At 42.3% G+C, this 18,686-nt stretch carries 20 protein-coding genes and 1 riboswitch; of the genes, 12 read left to right on the forward strand and 8 right to left on the reverse strand.

From position 1 onward, the window contains the following. Positions 1-322: 322 nt before the first annotated feature. Positions 323-1,387 carry a branched-chain amino acid aminotransferase gene (locus IDJ75_RS17670; RefSeq protein ID WP_191177130.1) on the reverse strand — a complete coding sequence of 355 codons (1,065 nt, stop codon included), beginning with the start codon at positions 1,385-1,387 and terminating at the stop codon, positions 323-325. A gap of 110 nt (positions 1,388-1,497) precedes the next feature. Here IDJ75_RS17670 and IDJ75_RS17675 point away from each other — a divergent pair, with 110 nt between their 5' ends. Next, positions 1,498-1,974 (forward strand): hypothetical protein, encoded by a 477-nt coding sequence (locus tag IDJ75_RS17675; protein WP_191176973.1) that lies wholly within the window; start codon positions 1,498-1,500, stop codon positions 1,972-1,974. 134 nt (positions 1,975-2,108) lie between these two features. On the opposite strand, the gene IDJ75_RS17680 is transcribed toward IDJ75_RS17675, so the two are convergent. Beyond that, complete coding sequence (locus IDJ75_RS17680) at positions 2,109-3,062, reverse strand: tryptophan 2,3-dioxygenase family protein (protein WP_191176974.1); 954 nt, start codon at positions 3,060-3,062, stop codon at positions 2,109-2,111. 103 nt (positions 3,063-3,165) lie between these two features. Further along, a riboswitch (Fluoride riboswitch) is annotated at positions 3,166-3,230 on the forward strand. 29 nt (positions 3,231-3,259) lie between these two features. On the opposite strand from IDJ75_RS17680, the gene IDJ75_RS17685 reads away from it, so the two are divergent. After that, complete coding sequence (locus IDJ75_RS17685; RefSeq protein WP_191176975.1) at positions 3,260-4,594, forward strand: voltage-gated chloride channel family protein; 1,335 nt, start codon at positions 3,260-3,262, stop codon at positions 4,592-4,594. A 66-nt stretch (positions 4,595-4,660) separates the two neighbouring features. Continuing rightward, positions 4,661-5,131, forward strand: coding sequence for a universal stress protein (locus IDJ75_RS17690; protein WP_191176976.1), 471 nt, complete (start codon positions 4,661-4,663; stop codon positions 5,129-5,131). A gap of 72 nt (positions 5,132-5,203) precedes the next feature. Here the strand turns inward: IDJ75_RS17690 and IDJ75_RS17695 are convergent, their stop codons facing one another. Both IDJ75_RS17695 and IDJ75_RS17700 read right to left on the reverse strand, forming a co-directional pair. Then, positions 5,204-6,493 carry an HAD-IB family phosphatase gene (locus tag IDJ75_RS17695; RefSeq protein ID WP_191176977.1) on the reverse strand — a complete coding sequence of 430 codons (1,290 nt, stop codon included), beginning with the start codon at positions 6,491-6,493 and terminating at the stop codon, positions 5,204-5,206. 233 nt (positions 6,494-6,726) lie between these two features. After that, complete coding sequence (locus IDJ75_RS17700) at positions 6,727-7,362, reverse strand: hypothetical protein (RefSeq protein ID WP_191176978.1); 636 nt, start codon at positions 7,360-7,362, stop codon at positions 6,727-6,729. 218 nt (positions 7,363-7,580) lie between these two features. Here IDJ75_RS17700 and ku point away from each other — a divergent pair, with 218 nt between their 5' ends. The 5 genes from ku to IDJ75_RS17725 all read left to right on the forward strand — a co-directional run bounded on the left by ku (position 7,581) and on the right by IDJ75_RS17725 (position 11,268). After that, the gene (gene ku, locus IDJ75_RS17705) at positions 7,581-8,351 is read left to right on the forward strand and encodes a non-homologous end joining protein Ku (RefSeq protein ID WP_191176979.1); all 771 of its coding nucleotides are present in this window, start codon (positions 7,581-7,583) and stop codon (positions 8,349-8,351) included. An 89-nt stretch (positions 8,352-8,440) separates the two neighbouring features. Continuing rightward, entirely contained in the window at positions 8,441-9,001 is a 561-nt protein-coding gene (locus IDJ75_RS17710) for a YciE/YciF ferroxidase family protein (protein ID WP_191176980.1), read from the forward strand. A 362-nt stretch (positions 9,002-9,363) separates the two neighbouring features. Further along, on the forward strand, positions 9,364-9,576 hold the full coding sequence (locus tag IDJ75_RS17715; RefSeq protein WP_191176981.1) for a hypothetical protein: 213 nt from the start codon (positions 9,364-9,366) through the stop codon (positions 9,574-9,576). A gap of 340 nt (positions 9,577-9,916) precedes the next feature. Further along, positions 9,917-10,378, forward strand: a complete 462-nt coding sequence (locus IDJ75_RS17720; protein ID WP_191176982.1) for a ferritin-like domain-containing protein — start codon at positions 9,917-9,919, stop codon at positions 10,376-10,378. A gap of 155 nt (positions 10,379-10,533) precedes the next feature. Then, positions 10,534-11,268 carry an acyl-CoA desaturase gene (locus tag IDJ75_RS17725; protein ID WP_191176983.1) on the forward strand — a complete coding sequence of 245 codons (735 nt, stop codon included), beginning with the start codon at positions 10,534-10,536 and terminating at the stop codon, positions 11,266-11,268. Between the two features lie 97 nt (positions 11,269-11,365). Here the strand turns inward: IDJ75_RS17725 and IDJ75_RS17730 are convergent, their stop codons facing one another. Continuing rightward, complete coding sequence (locus IDJ75_RS17730) at positions 11,366-11,998, reverse strand: hypothetical protein (protein WP_191176984.1); 633 nt, start codon at positions 11,996-11,998, stop codon at positions 11,366-11,368. A gap of 329 nt (positions 11,999-12,327) precedes the next feature. Between IDJ75_RS17730 and IDJ75_RS17735 the strand changes: the two genes are divergently transcribed. From IDJ75_RS17735 to IDJ75_RS17745, 3 genes are all read left to right on the forward strand, one after another. Then, positions 12,328-12,588, forward strand: coding sequence for a DUF4834 family protein (locus IDJ75_RS17735; protein WP_191176985.1), 261 nt, complete (start codon positions 12,328-12,330; stop codon positions 12,586-12,588). A 4-nt stretch (positions 12,589-12,592) separates the two neighbouring features. Further along, on the forward strand, positions 12,593-12,889 hold the full coding sequence (locus IDJ75_RS17740; RefSeq protein WP_191176986.1) for a hypothetical protein: 297 nt from the start codon (positions 12,593-12,595) through the stop codon (positions 12,887-12,889). An 86-nt stretch (positions 12,890-12,975) separates the two neighbouring features. After that, positions 12,976-15,474, forward strand: coding sequence for a YfhO family protein (locus IDJ75_RS17745; protein WP_191176987.1), 2,499 nt, complete (start codon positions 12,976-12,978; stop codon positions 15,472-15,474). An 89-nt stretch (positions 15,475-15,563) separates the two neighbouring features. Here IDJ75_RS17745 and nadD read toward each other — a convergent pair whose 3' ends face one another. The 3 genes from nadD to IDJ75_RS17760 form a co-directional block, all read right to left on the reverse strand. Further along, a complete protein-coding gene (gene nadD / locus IDJ75_RS17750; RefSeq protein ID WP_191176988.1) occupies positions 15,564-16,139 on the reverse strand; it encodes a nicotinate (nicotinamide) nucleotide adenylyltransferase in 576 nt (191 codons plus the stop codon). Between the two features lie 96 nt (positions 16,140-16,235). Then, the gene (gmk, locus tag IDJ75_RS17755) at positions 16,236-16,805 is read right to left on the reverse strand and encodes a guanylate kinase (RefSeq protein WP_191176989.1); all 570 of its coding nucleotides are present in this window, start codon (positions 16,803-16,805) and stop codon (positions 16,236-16,238) included. A gap of 85 nt (positions 16,806-16,890) precedes the next feature. Then, positions 16,891-17,766 (reverse strand): YicC/YloC family endoribonuclease, encoded by an 876-nt coding sequence (locus IDJ75_RS17760; protein ID WP_224746658.1) that lies wholly within the window; start codon positions 17,764-17,766, stop codon positions 16,891-16,893. A 160-nt stretch (positions 17,767-17,926) separates the two neighbouring features. Between IDJ75_RS17760 and IDJ75_RS17765 the strand changes: the two genes are divergently transcribed. Next, positions 17,927-18,655 carry a hypothetical protein gene (locus IDJ75_RS17765; protein WP_191176990.1) on the forward strand — a complete coding sequence of 243 codons (729 nt, stop codon included), beginning with the start codon at positions 17,927-17,929 and terminating at the stop codon, positions 18,653-18,655. The last annotated feature ends 31 nt before the right edge of the window (positions 18,656-18,686 follow it).

Genomic DNA, 18,686 nt, shown 5'->3' on the forward strand with positions numbered 1-18,686 from the left:
TTTTCTATAAACACGTGGCTCCTATGGAGCCTAAGCTGCAAAGATATTACGCTTCCTACGGAGCCATTTAAATAATAGGTTAGTCTCACGCTCTGGGTTAAGGTGACTCCTACGGAGTCCAAGGCCTACTTTCCATATTTTCTATAACACGTGGCTCCTATGGAGCCCTGAGAGTGAACTATGCAACGCTCCGTAGGAGCATCCTGTTTATAGAAAAATCAAAGAAAACCGCTGACTCCATCGGAGTCTCCTAACCTTCCAGCCAAACAAAAAAGTCCCCGTATTTTCATGCGGGGACTTTTATATTTAAATAAGCTTAAGCTTATACAATGTAGTTCCAGCCGTGGGTATCTTCTGCCCTGCCATACTTAATAGCATCAAGCGTTGTGAGCACCTTTTGAGAAAACTCGCGCGTAGCAGGGTCGCTCAGGGTATACTCTTCGCCATCAACGCTAATAGAGCCAACCGGGGCAATAGTAGCGGCAGTGCCTGCACCAAATGCATCGGTTAGTTTACCATTTTTGGCGCCTTCAACCAATTCGGCAACTGATACCTTGCGCTCTTCTACCGGGATACCCCAATCTTTAGCCAAGGCAATAACTGTGTCGCGGGTTACGCCATCAAGGATGGTATCTTTTGCTTCGGCGGTTATCAGCTTACCATCTAACAGGAACATCGCGTTAGCGGCGCCCATTTCTTCAACATATTTATGTTCTTTGGCATCTGTCCAGATCAGCTGGTCAAAACCCTCTTCGGTAGCTTTACGCGCAGGCAGCATTGATGAACCGTAGTTACCGGCAGCTTTTGCAAAGCCCATACCGCCTTCGGCAGCGCGGGTGTAATGCGTTTCAACCTTAACACGCAATGGTTTTGAAAAATATGGACCTGTTGGGCCAATAATAACCACATATTTATAGGTAGCCGATGGCGTTACACCCAGGTATGGATCGGTAGCGAACATAAACGGACGAATATACAAAGCATGGTTAGCTTTGGCCGGGATCCATTCGCGGTCAATGTCAACCAATGCCGCTATACTTTGTACAAATACCTCCTCAGGTAAAGTAGGCATGCAAAGGCGCTCTGCCGATTTGTTAAAACGGATAGCATTCTTATCGGGGCGGAAAATAGAGACCGTACCATCAGCATGCTTGTAAGCCTTAATACCTTCAAAAAACGACTGGCCATAGTGCAGCGCAGAAATAGCCGGGCTCATCAGGATAGGGCCATAAGGCAAAATCTCAAAATTCTTCCATTCGCCATCGGCGTAATCGGCCACAAACATGTGGTCAGAGAAAACCTTACCAAAAGGCAGGTTGCTAAAGTCCGTCTCAGCCAGGCGTGAGTGAGCGGCTTTGGTTATTTTTATGTCCAGTGTATCGGTCATGGCAGTATAGATTATCATTCAGAAAATGGCAAGGTAGTAATTTTTGCGTAAATGTTTAGCTTTTTAACCTGCTGAACACTATATTACAACAAATTAACAAACTATTGCTTATGCCCGTATACCGCTTTAGCCCCCAGGGGAACATCGACATGAAAAAAACCTGGGTACGCACCATGTGGGTATACTACGCGATTATTATAGTGGTGTTTACCTATAACCTGCTTTACAAAGGGCATAATGCATTAAGCATAGGCATATTTGTGGTTATTATAACAGCACTGGGTTTTGGCTTTATATTCGGGCGCAAAAAGTATTTCGCGATCATTGATAGCACCGAATTGATCACCGACGATACCGGGGTAACACTAAGCGTGAAAGATCGTCCCGATATTACCATAGCTTACCCTAACATCAAGAAGATAGTTCATCGTAAGGACGGCATCCAGCTGATCAGCAAACTACCTGCCGATGGATCCATGATCATCATCAATAAGTTTGAGGATTTTTACGCGATAGAAAAACTGTTCAACGATAAGGTTAATACAAACGAATTACCGGCAGATAAGCAAAGTGGTATAATTGGTTAATTGTCAGCATTTTGAATTACTTAAAATTGTTATATAGCTGATTATAAGCTATTTAAAGGCGTTCACGAGCGTTCACGGCTGTGAACGTGAACACCTATGGCGTTTAAAGGGCGTTTGAGGGCGTTTTGAGGGCGCTATAATTCGCTGATAACCTTCTCTACCCAGGCTTTGCCCCAGTTCTCTAATTGTTCGGCACTCCATAATGAGGGGTAAAAAATCCTGCGCTGAAAACGCGGAGGAAGGTACTTTTGCCAGTTGGTGCCGCCGGTTGCCTTAATATCTTCCGGATCGCGGTTTAGGTAACGCACCGCCGATTTATAATGACAAAGCGGCCAGTTAACATTAACATTTACATCCAGTTGCCTTAGTTCGTCCTCCAGCGCTTTAGTGCTTTCGCCTTTATATTGAAACTGCTGCAACAGCGCGTTAAAGTTGGTATTTACTACACTTTTACCAAGCTCAATAAATGTTTTAGCGTATTTTTTTTCGAACTGGTTCAGGGTGAGTGTTTTTTTACCGGTTGATAGTTCGGTAGCACCGTATTTCCAGTAGATCTGCTCAAACTGGCTTTCTATAGGCTGGCTTCCCAGGGCCTCGCGCTGATCGGCAATTACCAGGTTGATGAAATCGGTAGCGTGGATCTCTATCATACGGTACTGCCCGCTCTGGAAACCGCTGGCAGGCAGCAAACTCATCCTGAATTGCAGGAACTGCTCTTTCTCCATACCATCCACCATAATCTCGAACGAGTGGGTAAGTGCTTCAAAATAGCGGTTTATGCGACCTATACGTGCTGTAAAAAAAGCGGCGGTAAGGTTTTCGGCATTGGCAATTTGATTGCACTCGTGCAGGGCAAGCTTAAAATACAGCTCGGTTATCTGATGGTACATGATGAAGATCTCTTCATCCGGGAACGGTGTTTTTGGGCTTTGCAGGCTCAACAAGGTATCCAGGTGAATATAATCCCAATAGGTTAAAAAGTCGGCATGCAGCAGGCCGTCAAGGTAGGATATCATATCCTGGCCCATGGCGTCGTATTTTTCCTGTAGCAGCGTAAGTCTTTTTTCTATTTCGGGAGAGATGCTCATAGTGGCAAAGATAGGAAGTATGAAGACTGAAGTCAAAAGCGTTTGAATGTAAATATTTAATAATTTTTGGTTTTGACTTTTGAATTTTTAATTTTGACTTACTTGGTAAAAAGGCAATGGTGTTCTGCCTATTTGAACCGCTGCAAAGCTGATGACGCCTACTCAAATAATTTAATTCATTTATTTGCATGTAGGTTATGTTTAAAAATTTCTTTTCCAAACAAGTTTCGCTCTTAAGTTACCTCATCCGCTGGACGCTGATCAGTATACCTGTGGCTATTGCTATTGGCAGTGTGGTAGCGCTATTTTTATGGCTGCTTAACTGGGCAATTCATTTCCGCTTTGCGCATACCTGGTTACTGTACCTGTTACCTGCGGCTGGTGTGATTATACACCTGCTTTATAAATGGTATGGGCAAAGTGCCGAGCGTGGCAATAATTTAATAATTGATGAGATCCATGAGCCGGGCGCAGGTGTGCCAAAACGCATGGCCCCGCTTATATTGGTTACTACCGTTATTACGCACCTGTTTGGCGGCTCGGCCGGGCGTGAGGGTACGGCCGTGCAAATTGGCGGTAGCCTGGCTAACCTGTTTGGCAGTTGGTTTAGACTGAACGAGGCCGATAAAAAAGTGGTGCTTACCGCGGGTGTTGCCGCGGGTTTTGGGGCGGTATTTGGCACACCGCTAACCGGGGCCATCTTCGCGCTGGAGGTTATTGCCATTGGGCGTATTCAGTATAATGCATTATTACCTTGCTTAATCGCAGGCCTGGTTGCTGATGTTACGGTATCGGCATGGGGCGTACATCATACGCCATATCATATTGGCGTAGTAAATACCGGGCAACAATTTTACGGGCACAATATCCCAGTTAGCGTTTGGTTGTTGGGTAAAGTGGTTGTGGCTTCTGCATTTTTCGGGCTGGCAAGTTATGCCTTTGCCAAAGCGGTACACCTGGTTAAGAATTTATCCCTGAAATGGATCAAGGTAAATTGGCTTATCCCGGTTTGCGGCGGGATAGTAATTATATTACTTACTTATATTTTAGGCAAGCCTGATTACCTGAGCCTTGGTGTTGATGCCGAATATCCCGGTGCGATAACAATTGTATCGGCATTTCAGCATGGCGGCGCACATCTGTTTAGCTGGTTTTGGAAACTTGTTTATACCAGCGTTACTCTGGGCACGGGCTTTAAAGGGGGAGAGGTTACGCCATTGTTTTATATTGGCGCAACCTTGGGCAACACTCTTGCCGAATTGATGAACGCGCCGATAAGCCTTTTTGCAGCCCTCGGTTTTATAGCTGTATTTGCCGGTGCTACCAATACACCGCTGGCCTGTACTTTAATGGGGATTGAACTTTTCGGCGGTGAATACGCCATTTTTTTCGCGGTAGCTTGCTTTACCGCTTACTTTTTTAGCGGTGAAGGTGGTATTTATTCTGCACAGCGCATAGCAGAGCCCAAGCCAGGCAGTGATAAAGACAAAAGCAATCATTTTAAACGGATATTTAATAAATACAGACTATAAAATAAGCCGGTTGCCAAAAACATATTACGGGTTAATTGTTTAATTAAACATACCAACCCTTACCCCATGAAGATTAGCAAGATACTTATAGGTATTGACGACAGCAAGTTTGCAGAGTACGCCGCATCATACGGTTTTGATATTGCACATACTTTTAATGCCCATGTGGGTTTAGTGCATATTGTTGAACCGGCCGTTACGCCCGAAACATCATCAGACAGCCTTTTAGGTATGCCTATGAGTACTCCCGATTTTAACGAAATGAATCTGCTCGATATTCAGAAGGAGAATGCCGAAAATATAATAGACCGCACCGTGAAAAAATATGCTAATGGTTTACATGTTACTCATTTTAACGAGTATGGTTCAACTGCTGATGGTATTTTAAATTGTTGCAAAGAATTTAATGCCGACCTGATTGTTATTGGCACCCACAGCCGCAGTGGCATTGATAGGTTACTGATGGGCAGCGTTGCCGAAACCGTTGTGCGTAACTCACATGTGCCAGTGCTGGTAGTGCCTTTGGTAGAGCAATAGTAAACAAAAGCCTGTTTATTGCGAGCGGTAGCGCGCCATTATCATAGGACAAGCAGGTATGATTATGCTATTTTAATACAGCAACCTAAACTTTATCGTTTCCTCAATAGCTTTCAACTGGCTTAATACCTGAGTATCGTAGCCGGTATTTACATCGGTAATTACATAGCCAATTTGCGGGTTGGTCACCAAAAATTCACCTACTATATTGATGTTATGATTGGCAAATACCTCATTTATCTGCGCCAGTATACCCGGTACGTTTTTGTGGATATGAATAAGCCTGTGGGCATTGTTAATACGCGGTGGCTGCAAATCGGGGAAGTTACAGCTCATGTGTGTTTTGCCCTCGTTCATAAAAGCAAGTACCCTTCGGGGGATAAAGTCAACATTGCGCGGGTTTGCCTTGGGGTCGTCAAAAATAATGATGCCTTTTTCGCAGGCGGCCTCGGCCAGTTTGCGGCCAACGCGGCCAAAGCAACCTATTACCTTTAAGCGGCCCGCATTTTGCAATTGCTCGGGCTTTGGCAGGTTTGCCTCGTCGCAAAGCAAAACACCGGCTTCGTCTAAATATTTTTCTTCAATGTTATCGCGGTGGCGCAGGTTATAACCTTCGCGTTTCATTTGCGCAAGTGCCTCTTCATCAACCTGCCCCACAATTAAACACTTAATACGGTTTTTGGGGTATGATATAGCCCTTGGCAGTTTGTTGATGTATAAAAACTCGTCGAAACTTGGGGTAATATGATCGGCCTTTTCTGCTACAGATTTGCGTTCGATATTCTCGGTAAAGGCAAAGAATTTTTTGATCATGCCCGATTCCTTCAGCTGGAAATCAGAGTAACCATCGCCAATACCATAAATATCGCCCGGCAGGTTCAGTTCCTTAAGCAACTTTACCTTGCCGCCCTCTTGTGATAGCGGGTTCTCTTTATCGTAACCAACAATATTGCCATCTTCATCAAACACAAAAGTATTGGCGTAGATATTCTCTTTTTTAATATGGTATTCGGTTACAACCGGTATAATAAATTCTTTAAACCCGCCTGATACGATCAGCACCTCGTCCTGGTGGTTTTTAAAAAACATGGTATTACGCGAAAACGATGTTGATACCTTTTTCTTGAGATGGGTGATCAGCATTTTTAAATGATCGCGATTAGCGCAAAGTAATTTCACCCTTGCCTGCAAGCTCTCGGTGAATGAGAGGCGGCCTTCCATCGAGGCATTTGTCAGGTCTTCTATCTGTTTGTAGATGGCCTCCCTGTCGGGATGATTTTTTAAAGATATGCGCGCTAACTCGTCTAAAGCCTCTACTTGGGTAAATGTGCTGTCGAAATCTATAATGAAATACTGCTCCATTGGGGTATAAGATGCTGAGTTGCAAATGTGCAAAAAAAATGCGGATGCGTGGAAGCGAATGTGTAATAAGAACACCTGTAAAAATAGGTCAAAGACGCGAAGTGTCGCCTCTCTACGGGGGGATGTATACAGGCGGTATTTTACGCTTCCCGTTTGTATTAACCGGAGGCAAATAAAAAAGAGGGGCAGCACCCCCCGTGCAGCACCCTCTCTAAACTAAATAAAAGAAATCTTTATTTTGTTGTATTGGCGGCCATGTTGGTCAACTTATTAGTTGCAACAAGGTTATTTATCATTTTTGAGTTAAAGGCTATCTCTTGTTTTAAAGCGCCTATACTACTTTTAATGTACATTAATGATTTCAGGCCCTTAATGCCTTTCATTAACCCGGCGCTTTTAATTTCGCCCGGCAGAGTTATCAGGTCTTTTGATGATTTTAGCAGGTTTGACCCCATAGCCAAGCACATTTTCGAAAACCCAACCAACTGGTCAGGCGACAATGGTTTTACTTCTGTAGCCGGTAAGCCATCAAGGGTTTGGCCGGTTACGCTGGCATACATTTGTGGTACAAGCGCACGGTTTTCTCTTAGCTGGGTTAACATGGTTGATACCATACCTGCCAAAGCATCTACGCCTGCTATGCCGGCTTCTTTAGGAGCTTTTAGCGCATCTGCTTTGGCCAGCGTTTTTTGAAACTCTTCCGATTTTAGCATGGCAACCAGTTCGGCACGTTGTGCCTTTAGCTCGTCGATAGTTAAGGCTTTTGTGTCTTTAATTTCGGCAGGGTTCTCTGCTAGTGTTTCGTCCTGTGCTTTTGCAGCAAAGCATAGTGTTAATGCAAATACCGCGCTGAGTAATAACTTTTTCATAATATTTTGAGTGTTTAGTTTATGAATGTAAAGTTCATTTAATCAGCAGTTTGTGGCAATCCCATTGTGCTGGTATATTATTATACGTGGTAATACGCATATCATCAACAGTTGTTAAGGTACCTGTATCCCTATTTATAAATAGCCAGTTAATCTTCTCATTTTAAAACCGTTCGCTTTTTTAAAGGTTATAGTAATTGCATTAAAATCATACTGTTATGAGATCTATCTGGAAAGGCTCCCTTGGCTTTGGGTTGGTAAGCATCCCTGTTAAATTGTATTCGGCGGTGCAAACCAGCACGATTGACCTGGACATGCTTGATGCCCGCGACCATGAGCGGATACGCTACCAGCGCGTGAACGAGAAAACACATAAAGAGGTACCTTATGATAAAATTGTAAAGGGCTATAAGCTAAACGATGATTATATAATTGTAGAGGAAGCCGATTTTGAAGCCGCCGCGCCCGAAAAAAGCAAAGTGATAGAGATAGAAAGCTTTGTTGATATTGCCGACGTAAACCCCATGTTTTACGAAACATCGTACTACACCGAACCCGATACCAAAAATAATAAAGCTTACGCGTTGCTTTTGCAGGCCTTAAAAAAATCGGGCAAGGCGGGGCTGGCCCGTTTTGTATTGCGCAGTACCGAAAGCCTTTGCATTGTACACCCCGTAGATAATGTATTGGTGATAACGCGTATCCGTTTTGGCCAGGAGATACGGGGCACTGAAGACCTGAATATTGCCGATGATGTAAGTATCAGCAAGAAGGAGCTGGATGTAGGCCTGGCATTGATAAAGCAATACGCCGAAGATTTTGATGTGTCAAAATTTAAGGACGAGTATAATGATGAATTGCTCAAAATCATCAAAGCAAAATCAAAAGGCAAACGGGCTACCATTAAAAAGCTTAAACCGCATACAACCAAAAGTAACGACCTGTATGATCAGTTGATGGAAAGCTTGAAAAGTAAAAAGGGAGCATAGTGCTTGTAATTAAATAATTATCTTATTAGTAAAACATATAGCTTAAGGTTGTGTTGTTATTATATACAAATTAAACAATATCTACTGCTATGGCAACTACTAAAACAACTACAAAAGCCACGAAGGCTCCCGAAACTACCGAGATTGTAGAAGAATCGGCATTGAATGAATTATTTCTGGACGAGTTAAAAGACATTTACTGGGCCGAGAAACACCTGGTTAAAGCTTTACCAAAAATGGCTAAAGCCGCCACGTCTGATGAGTTACGTTCGGCTATTGAAACGCATATCACCGAAACCGAAAACCAGATAACCCGCCTGGAAGATGCATTTGCATCAATAGACGAAAAAGCTGTAGCGGTAAAATGCGAAGCTATGGCCGGTTTACTGAAAGAAGGCGAAGAGATCATCTCTGAAACCGAAAAAGGCACATTAACCCGTGATGCAGGCATTATATCTGCCGCGCAAAAAATAGAACACTACGAAATTGCATCGTACGGTACATTGCGCACACTTGCTTTAACCCTGGGTTATAACAAAGCTGCCGAACTGCTGGAAGCTACTTTGAAGGAAGAAAAAAATTGCGACGGCCTGCTTACCCAGATAGCAGAAGGCGGCATTAACGAAACTGCCAAAAGCGAAAAAGAATAATTCAATACAAAAACTAACTAAAACTGAAGAGGGCTGCCTGAGAAGGTGGCCTTTTTTGTTTTTAAATTTAACGGCGAGTCGCAATTATCACAGTATTTAGCGCCTGCAAAAAAGACAATAGCAATAAACCGGGCAATGCAACCGCTGATTACCAACCTACTACTGCCAGTTCGACATGGATATACAAAAACGAAGCCTCAATTATAGATAATGTTAATTCAGGTCCCGACGTTACAGCAGTTGTTAACACCATAACAGGCACCACTAAAGTATTTAATGGTAAAACCTTCCATGTTGTTAATACAGTTGATGACGGCAGCACCGCCGAAAATTATTTCGGCATTAACGGACACATTTATACTTTGCGCAGTGCAGATGATGATGGCGCGGTAGAGATAGATTACCTGGATGATAGCAAGGATGCAGGTTATTCATCTACCACCAATTTACAAATACAAGGCGCCGATGCCCGCTTAAAAACAACTGTTGTAGAAAAAGGCATAACAAAAACTATCCTTAATAAAGCCTACAGCAACGTTATACATGCTAAACTGGAAACCCCAGGTAAAAGATAGTGCAAACTATACAACCACTGCTGCCGGAGATTTTATATGGCTAAAGTGTTGGTATAATCGCAATTTACACCAGCATAAATAATATCCAGCTATCAAAATCAGAATTAAAAAGTTACGTTATAAAATAACACACCCAATATAAGTGGTTATTTTAAGCCCGTGCTGTCAAAACAGCACGGGCTTAATTGTTATACAGGGCGGTGGCTTGAAACCTGAGGACCTCTCTAGTTAATTTTATTCAGCTTTGATTACAACTATTTTAATAATATTTTTAATTAAAAATTAAATTGGCATGGTGGTTGCATTAGTAATGTCAAACAAAATATAACAATCTACCATTATGGAAACTACCACAGAAAAATCAGTTGAAGTTTTAAACGATCTAATTGAAATTAATAACGACCGCATAGACGGCTTTGATCGTGCATCAAAAGACCTTGGTGAAGCAGATGCCGATTTGAAAGCCGTATTTGAAAAATTTGCAAGCGATAGCCGCCGCAATGTGCAGGAATTAAGTGCCGCAGTAGGCCAGGCCGGCGGCGAGGTTGAAACCGGTAACACCGCTACCGGTACCATTCACCGTGCATGGCTTGATGTTAAAGCTACATTTAGCGGGCATGACCGTAAAAGTATTTTAGAAGAATGCGAACGCGGAGAGGATGCCATTAAAAAAGCATACCGAGAAGCATTATCTGCTGACAATGGTTTAGCCCCGCAATATGCTACCATTATTGCGCAGCAGCAACAAGCTATTAACGAAGGCCACGACAGCATTAAAGCGCTGAGAGATAGTCAGGCATAAGCCACAAATAATTTATTTTTTAAAGCCGCTCAGTATAAATTGGGCGGCTTTTTTATGTAAGCATTGTTTGTTAACAATATTTTTTAAATCCCAAATAGCGTTTTAATCGTATATTTGTAATCATTATAAATAACATTACCCCATAATTTACTTTTGTGATCATATTAATTTTCTTTCTGGCCCACTGGTTTCTGTCGTTGTTCTTTCAAACGTTTTTCCTGCACAGATACGCATCGCATAAAATGTTTACTACAAATAAATTTTTTGAGCGTACGTTCTACGTCATGACGTATTTATTCCAGGGATCATCATATTTAAACCCTCGCGCGTATGCCATTATGCACCGCGAGCACCATGCTTACAGCGATACCGAGAAAGATCCGCATTCGCCACACTTTTTTAAAGATGTGTTCCAGATGATGTATTATACCGCTGTTAGCTACCGCAAGCACGAGAAAAAATTAAAAGAACCCGAAGAACGCTTTAAAGGCAACTATCCGGAATGGAAGTTTTTGGATTATGTAGGGTCGTCAATTGTGTCCCGCATCGTATTCGGGTTGCTTTACATCGCTTTTTATGTAGTATTTGCTACACAATGGTGGATGTATTTGCTGATTCCTATCCACTTTATAATGGGACCATTGCATGGCGCTATTGTAAACTGGTGCGGCCATAAATACGGGTATTCAAACTTTGATAATAACGATAAATCAAAAAATACAACCCCTTTTGATTTCCTGATGCTTGGCGAATTGTTCCAGAACAATCACCATAAGCGCCCAAACAGCGCCAACTTTGGTGCAAAATGGTTCGAAATAGACCCGGTTTACCCTATCATGAAAATGATGCACTGGGCACGGATCATCCGCCTGCGCAAAGCTTATTTATAACATAAAAGAGGTAAGATCCGGTTTGTTTTTGATAGACACGCCCGGATCTCACCTCATTTTTTATGCTGATATTTTATCGATGTTAATCGGGTTCTGATTAATCGGTTAAATGAAAAGCCTGCTTTACCTCTGCATAATTTTTAAAGTTAACCTTGGCTGCAGCTGTTGTATGCAGTCCCCCGGGTATAATAACATATCTGAAACTATGCGCATTAGATAGGCTACCGTAAACATTATTATTGTTGGTCATATTAATTTGGATGTGGCCTACCGTGCTCCGGGCCGACCATGTATCAATTTCGGGAGTAGCGCCACTTAGGTAATTAATTACAATAGGCAATGCGCTCACCTGGTCGGCAGGCCATATTGTTGGGTTATAACCGGCCAGCTTACCATATACGAGTACTGTTCCTTTGTCTAAAATAGCCTGGGTAACTTTAGATGCAGCTATATCATACGTAAAATTGAAGGTGCTAAAAATAGTTGTTTTGGTGTAAGTTGCAGGGGTTATCCAGTCAGAGTAAATTACATTGGCGGTACCTGTAGCACCGGCAGGCCCGGTTGCACCTGTTGCTCCCGCAGCACCATTTGCGCCGTTGGCCCCGGCCGCACCTGTATCACCTTTTGCGCCGGCAGGGCCTATAGGTCCATCATCACCCTTTTTGCACTTAATAAGTAATGACGATAAGCAAATAATTGATAATAGAAATAAATAGCGTTGTGTTTTCATGATAGGTTGTTTTAATGTTTATTAGTTTTTGATTGTAAATTCATTGATTAATTATCTGTATTTAAATGTGTTATAATTATCATGATGCAATATTAAATACTATAGCGCCAAGCTTTTACGGGAATGATTGAACCGGAAACCTGGGTGAGTGGGGGGTGCCTTTGAATGAGTGAAGGTTTTTGGGTAACTACCTTGAGTTGGTGATACAACTAAACAGGGCTACACTACTGTAAACGGATAGTGTTTGCAGCCTTTTCATTATGCCTAAATATCATAACGAACATTTTTAACGTTATATACTTATATTTGTACGATAAACTAAATACCAGATGATTTTAATACGTGTCCTGATCATAGCCATATGCTCATTATATATCATACGCAGCCTGGTGCGTATATTTTTGCCCATGCTTTTTAAAAGCGTAATAAACAAAGCGCAGGAGCAGGCACGCCAGCAGCAACAGCAATACTACCAGCAACAGCAGCCAAGGCCTGATGGCCGTATACGGGTTGATTATAAACCCGAGGGAAAAAAAAGTTCGGTTCCGGATTCTGAAGGAGAATTTGTAGATTACGAAGAAATAAAATAAACCTATGCTGCCCGAGGAAATATATAAGCGCCGGCGTAACCACAATAACACCCCGCCATCATTGCTTTTAATTTTTACCAACTGCATTGTGCTGGCCATTCTTATACAAATGTTTACCGGCTGTACCAGTATCAACAGTTTTTTTTGGGTGGCCATAGGTGTACTTGCCCTTTATAATGTTTACACCATTCGCCGTAACCGCGAGGAATACAATATGCTAAACATTATCATGTACATAGCCAGTATATTGTTCATGGTATTTTTGTTTTATTATTTTAGCCACCAACCCCATAAGTGCTAAAAATATCTTATAAAAACTTATCGTTTCTAATCTCATTCAATTTTCTATTTTTGAAGATTATAAATATCATCCCTAAAAGAGTTTAAATGAATAACTGGATCAAACGTAATGGCACACACTTAGCTGTTATTGGAATTTTCTTAGCTATATGCTTTTTCTACCTTACGCCTGCATTCCAGGGTAAAACATTGGGCCAAAGCGATGTTATCGGTGCGCAATCCACTCAAAAGGAGATCCACGATTATAGGGCAAAAGACACCACCATATTGTGGACCAACCAGATATTTGGCGGGATGCCTACTTTTCAGATATGGGCACCTTATCCCAATAACTTAACTACACATATTGTATCGGCAGTAAAGGCAACCTTCCCTAACCCGGTTGATACCATGCTGATATTTTTGTTAGGCACGTATTTCCTGTTCACCGTTTTAAAGGTTAACCCGTGGCTTGCGGCTGCCGGGGCTGTGGCGTTTACCTTCTCAACCTATAATATTATTTTACTGGTGGCGGGCCACTCTAACCAAGCCTTTGCCATAGCGTTTTTTGCGCCTGTGCTGGCAAGTATTATACTTACTTTAAGAGGTAATTACCTTACAGGTGGTGCGCTCACAGCGTTCTTCCTGGCTATGGAAATCCGCTCCAACCACGTACAAATGACCTATTACCTGATGCTGGCTATCTTTATACTGATAGGTATTGAGCTTTACCACGCCATTAAGGATAAAACTACCAACGCGTTTTTAAAATCTATTGCCTACCTGGCAGGTGCAACCCTGCTGGCGCTTACCGTAAATGCTTCTATACTATGGAGTACTTATGATTATGGTACTGAAACCATCCGTGGGCAATCAAACCTTAAACAAACAACTAAAGAGCCAAGTAACGGCCTTGCTAAAGATTATGTTTATCAATACAGCCAGGGTGTTGCCGAATCATTAACCTTCCTGGTGCCAAACGCGGCAGGCGGCGGTTCTGGTACCGATAACCTGGACCAAAACTCGCATGTAGCCAAAGTATTTACAGCTAAAGGCGCTACAGACGAGCAGGCTGTTGGGACTGCAGGGCAAATTGCCAGCCAGGTACCGGGGCTTTCTATGTATTGGGGCCCAAAGCGCCCATTTACGTTTGGTCCCCATTATTTTGGCGCCATTATTTGCTTCCTGTTTGTATTGGGCTTGTTTGTAGTTAAAAGCCGTTTAAAATGGTGGCTGCTGGGTACAGTGGTATTAACCATGCTGCTTTCATTTGGAGGTAACTGGCCATATTTATCAGATATTTTCTTCCATTACTTCCCGCTGTACAATAAGTTTAGGGCGGTTGAATCTATACTGGCGGTTACCTGCCTTTGTTTCCCCATACTGGCTTTACTGGCACTGCGCGAGTTTACAACCAACCCGGACAAAGCCCTGTTGTTAAAAAAATTAAAGATCTCTTTTTATATCACCGGCGGTTTAACCCTGATACTGATCGTGGTACCAACCCTGTTATTAAGCTTCAGGGCGTTTGACCAAACAGAGGGGGTTAACATACTTAGCCAAGCTATGAAAGGCGACAGTGCTATGGCTAATGCTATATCAAACGCGTTGATCCAAGACCGTACCGCTCTTGAGCGTGCCGATGCCATCCGTGCATTTATTTTGATTGCTATTGCGTTTGGCCTGCTCTGGGCTTATTTAAAGCAAAAAATAAATACTACGGTAATGTCGGTAGTGTTTTTTGCGATCATATTGTTTGATATGTGGCAGATAGACAAACGCTATCTGAAGGATGCAAGCTTCCAGGATAAGGTGGATGTATCGCAGGTGGTTGCACCACGCGAGATTGACCAGTTTATTATGAAAGATACCGACCCTGATTTCAGGGTGTTTGATATGACCGTAGGGCCTATTAAACAGGATACATATACACCGTTCTTCCATAAATCAATATCAGGTTACTCGGCAGCACGTTTAAAAAGGTATGATGAACTTTTGGATAACCAGTTTACAAATAGCGTTAACCAGGATGTGCTGGATATGCTGAATACTAAATATATTATTACTGCCGACCAAAAATCGGGCACAGCCAGCATGCACGCAAATGCAACCGCTTGCGGCCATGCATGGTTTGTAAAAAGTGTTAAGTACGTAAAAGGTGCCGATCAGGAAATGCAGGCTATCAGCAGTTTCTCGCCAAAAGAAGAAGCTATGATAGATGAGCAATACAAAAATGTGGTTGAAGCAAAACCTATTTCTTTTGACCCTAACGCAACCATTAAACTGGTTAATTACAATCCCCAGCATTTGGTATATCAAACAGGTTCAACCGTTAATTCAGTAGCTGTATTCTCTGAAATATACTACTCAAAAGGCTGGAAAATGTATATTGATGGCACCGAACAACCATATTATCGCGCTGATTATTTATTACGCGCCGCAACTATCCCTTTGGGCAACCATAAGGTTGAATTTATTTTCCACCCTGCATCATATTACGTAGGTGAAAATATTTCTTTAGCGGGCTCTATATTGCTTGTGTTGGCCCTTGGTGGCGCAGGCTTCGCGGAATGGAAAAAGAAAAAACCGGAAGCTAAAAAAGCATAAAGTGATTTTATAAAACGTAAAAGAGCGATGGGGCAGCCCATCGCTCTTTTTTTATGTCTGTTTCATAATACTAAAACATAAAGGTTTTATTAAACCCTGTATAAGCCTTTGCTCTCAATAAAGTTTAAAACCGGGTCGGGTACAAAATATTGCACATTCTTTTTCTCGGCGATAGATTTTCGGATAAATGTAGCCGATAGCTCCATCTGCGGTGTCATGGTGATGGTTACAGATGGATGCGATGCAAATTCGGCATTTTCATAACCTGGGCGTGGGTAAACAAAAATCTGGTAATCGCGCAGTATCATCTTATAGTTTTTCCACTTATGTATGGTCACCAGGTTGTCAGACCCCATAATCAGAGCAAAATCATGCTCGGGGTATTTTTCTTTTAAATGGGTAAGGGTATCAATGGTATATGATGGCTGCGGCAGTTTTAATTCCACATCGCTTACACTAATGTTGGTGGCGTTATCTGTAGCCAGTTTGGCCATCTCCAGCCTGTCGTAAGTGTTTATCAGGTCGCCGTATTTTTTTAATGGGTTTTGCGGCGATACAACCAGCCAAACCTTATCAAGCGCGGTGTAATTAGCCATGTAGTTGGCAATAATTAAATGCCCTATATGAATGGGATTAAAAGAACCAAATAGTAAGCCTATCTTCATTCTTGCTGATGGGTTAATAGTTCATGGATCATAGCAGGCAGAGTACCTGCTATGGAATGCAATAGTTTATGTAAGCAGGCAGTGTATAGCCGTTAGCTAAGCGCCAATAAAGTTTTTCACCAAATCTTTAGCCTCTTTGCAAGCCGTTTCAAGGTCGTGATTTTTCAGGATAATATCAAACTGGGGCGCATAATTCAGTTCTTTTTCTGCTTTAGCAAAGCGCTCCTGTAGTTTTTCGGCACTATCAGTACCACGGCCGGTTAATCTTTCTATTAAAACCTCTAATGAGGGTGGCTGTACAAATATAGCCAGGGCCTGTTCGCCATATTTGCGTTTAAGGTGCATGCCGCCTTCAACATCAATATCAAAAATAACGGTTTTACCCTTTTCCCAAATGCGCTCAATCTCGGTACGCAGGGTGCCGTAAAATGTGCCGGTGTAAACCTCTTCAAACTCAACGAATTGTTTTTTAGCTATACGGTGCGTAAACTCGGGCAGGCTGATGAAGTAATAATCTTTACCATCTTGTTCATCGCCGCGCGGTTGCCTTGTTGTGGCCGAGATGGAAAATTCCAGCTGGGGCATCTGGCGTAGCAGGTGTTGCACAATGGTGGTTTTGCCTGCGCCCGATGGGGCCGAAAATATAACGAGTTTACCTTCTTTCATCTGGTCATTGAGTCATTGGTCATTGAGTCATTCAAATCAGAGCGGTGTAACCAAACAATGACCTAATGACTCGATGACACAATGATTATAATACGTTCAACAGTTGTTCTTTAATTTTTTCCAGCTCTTCTTTCATGCCCACCACCAGCTTTTGCATAGCGGCATCATTTGCTTTTGAGCCAAGGGTGTTTATTTCGCGCCCTATCTCCTGCGAGATAAAGCCTAACTTTTTGCCATTGGCATCAGCGTTTTTAAGGGTTTCAATAAAGTAGTCGCAGTGGCTTTTTAACCTTATTTTTTCTTCGGTGATGTCAAGCTTGTCTATGTAGTATATCAGTTCCTGCTCAAAGCGGTTTTTGTCTATGCTTTCGGCACCCACTGCTTCGCTTAAAAACTGGTTTAGGCGCTCACGTATAACCGGTACACGCTTTGGTTCTTCAATTTCAACCAGTTCCAGATTTTTCAGGATGATTCCGATCCGCATTTTAACATCTGCCTCCAGAACATTCCCTTCATCGGTTCTGAACTGCTGAAAAGCAGCCATAGCCTGTTGAAAGGTTTTTTCAACTAATTTCCATTCATCATCAGATACGGTGTCTTCTTCGTATTTAACAACTTCGGGTAAACCTAAGGCCAATTGCAACAGGTTGCCGCCTGGTTCGTTAAGTTCTTCGCTTACGCTTTTTAGCTGGTTATAGTAATGTTTAAGCAATTCACGGTCGATACCGGCTGCTTTTACATTTGAGTTGGCCTGCTCAACGTTGATAGATAGGTTAACTTTACCACGATCTATTTGCTTGCTGCAGTCATTACGCAATTGAAATTCTTTTTCAGAGAATATTCTGGGCAGGCGCAGGGAGAGTTCAAGAAATTTACTGTTCAGAGATTTGATCTCGACGGTATATTTTGTTTTGCCGGAGTCATAGCTGGCAATTCCATACCCTGTCATGGATTTTATCATGTGCAAAGATAATATTTAGATTATAGATTTGAGATATGTGATGTGAGATTAGTTCAGCGTTATAACTAATCTCCGATCACTAACCTCTAACCACTATCATTTAACACATTTTCACACTTTAAGCCGTATACATTTTATAAGTTTACTGCGTTAAATATAGATGCCCTTGAAATTTATAATTGCCTGCTTACTAAACCTGTTTTGTTTTACGTTTTTTGCGTCTGCGCAGCAGGTGATGATAAAAGGGGCTATTTATAAAAGGATCTCATCAGAAAGACTTTCCGAAGTATTTATTACCAACCTGCATACCAAGGGTGTTGCCATTGGCGACCAACTTGGCGGCTTTAGCATTAATGCTGCCGTTGGCGATACTTTACTATTTACCAAAAAAGGGTATACCCCGCAAAAGCAGCAGGCATCAAATTACGGTATGGTAGTTTATATGCAACCCGAAGTGCAATTGAGTGAGGTTCGTGTTTTAGGCCAAACAAAAAAGCAGGAACTGAACGAGATTATGGGTGATTACCGCAAACAAGGTACTTTTTATAACGGAAAACCGCCGGTTTTAGCTGCACTTGTATCGCCAATAACGGGGTTATATGAGTTATTCGGGAAAACACCGGGGCGAGCCAGGCGCTTTGCAGAATTTTCTAAACGTGAATTAGAAGCAACAGAAGTTGACAGGCGCTACAACAAATTTTTTATTATGCGCGTAACCGGTTTAACGGAAGCAGACAGCACCACTATAAAGAAATTCATGGGGTACTATAAGCCGTCGTACGAAGACCTAAAATTATGGGCCGATTATGACCTGATCCAAAAAACCAAGGTACAATACGAATATTTTAAGAAGAACGGCGATCATCCTACTTTGCAGAAGTTGTATTGAGGGTTGGTGAGTGGTTGCCTTCTCTCAGAGA

This window comes from Mucilaginibacter rigui (assembly GCF_014773275.1).
GTDB lineage: Bacteria > Bacteroidota > Bacteroidia > Sphingobacteriales > Sphingobacteriaceae > Mucilaginibacter > Mucilaginibacter rigui_A.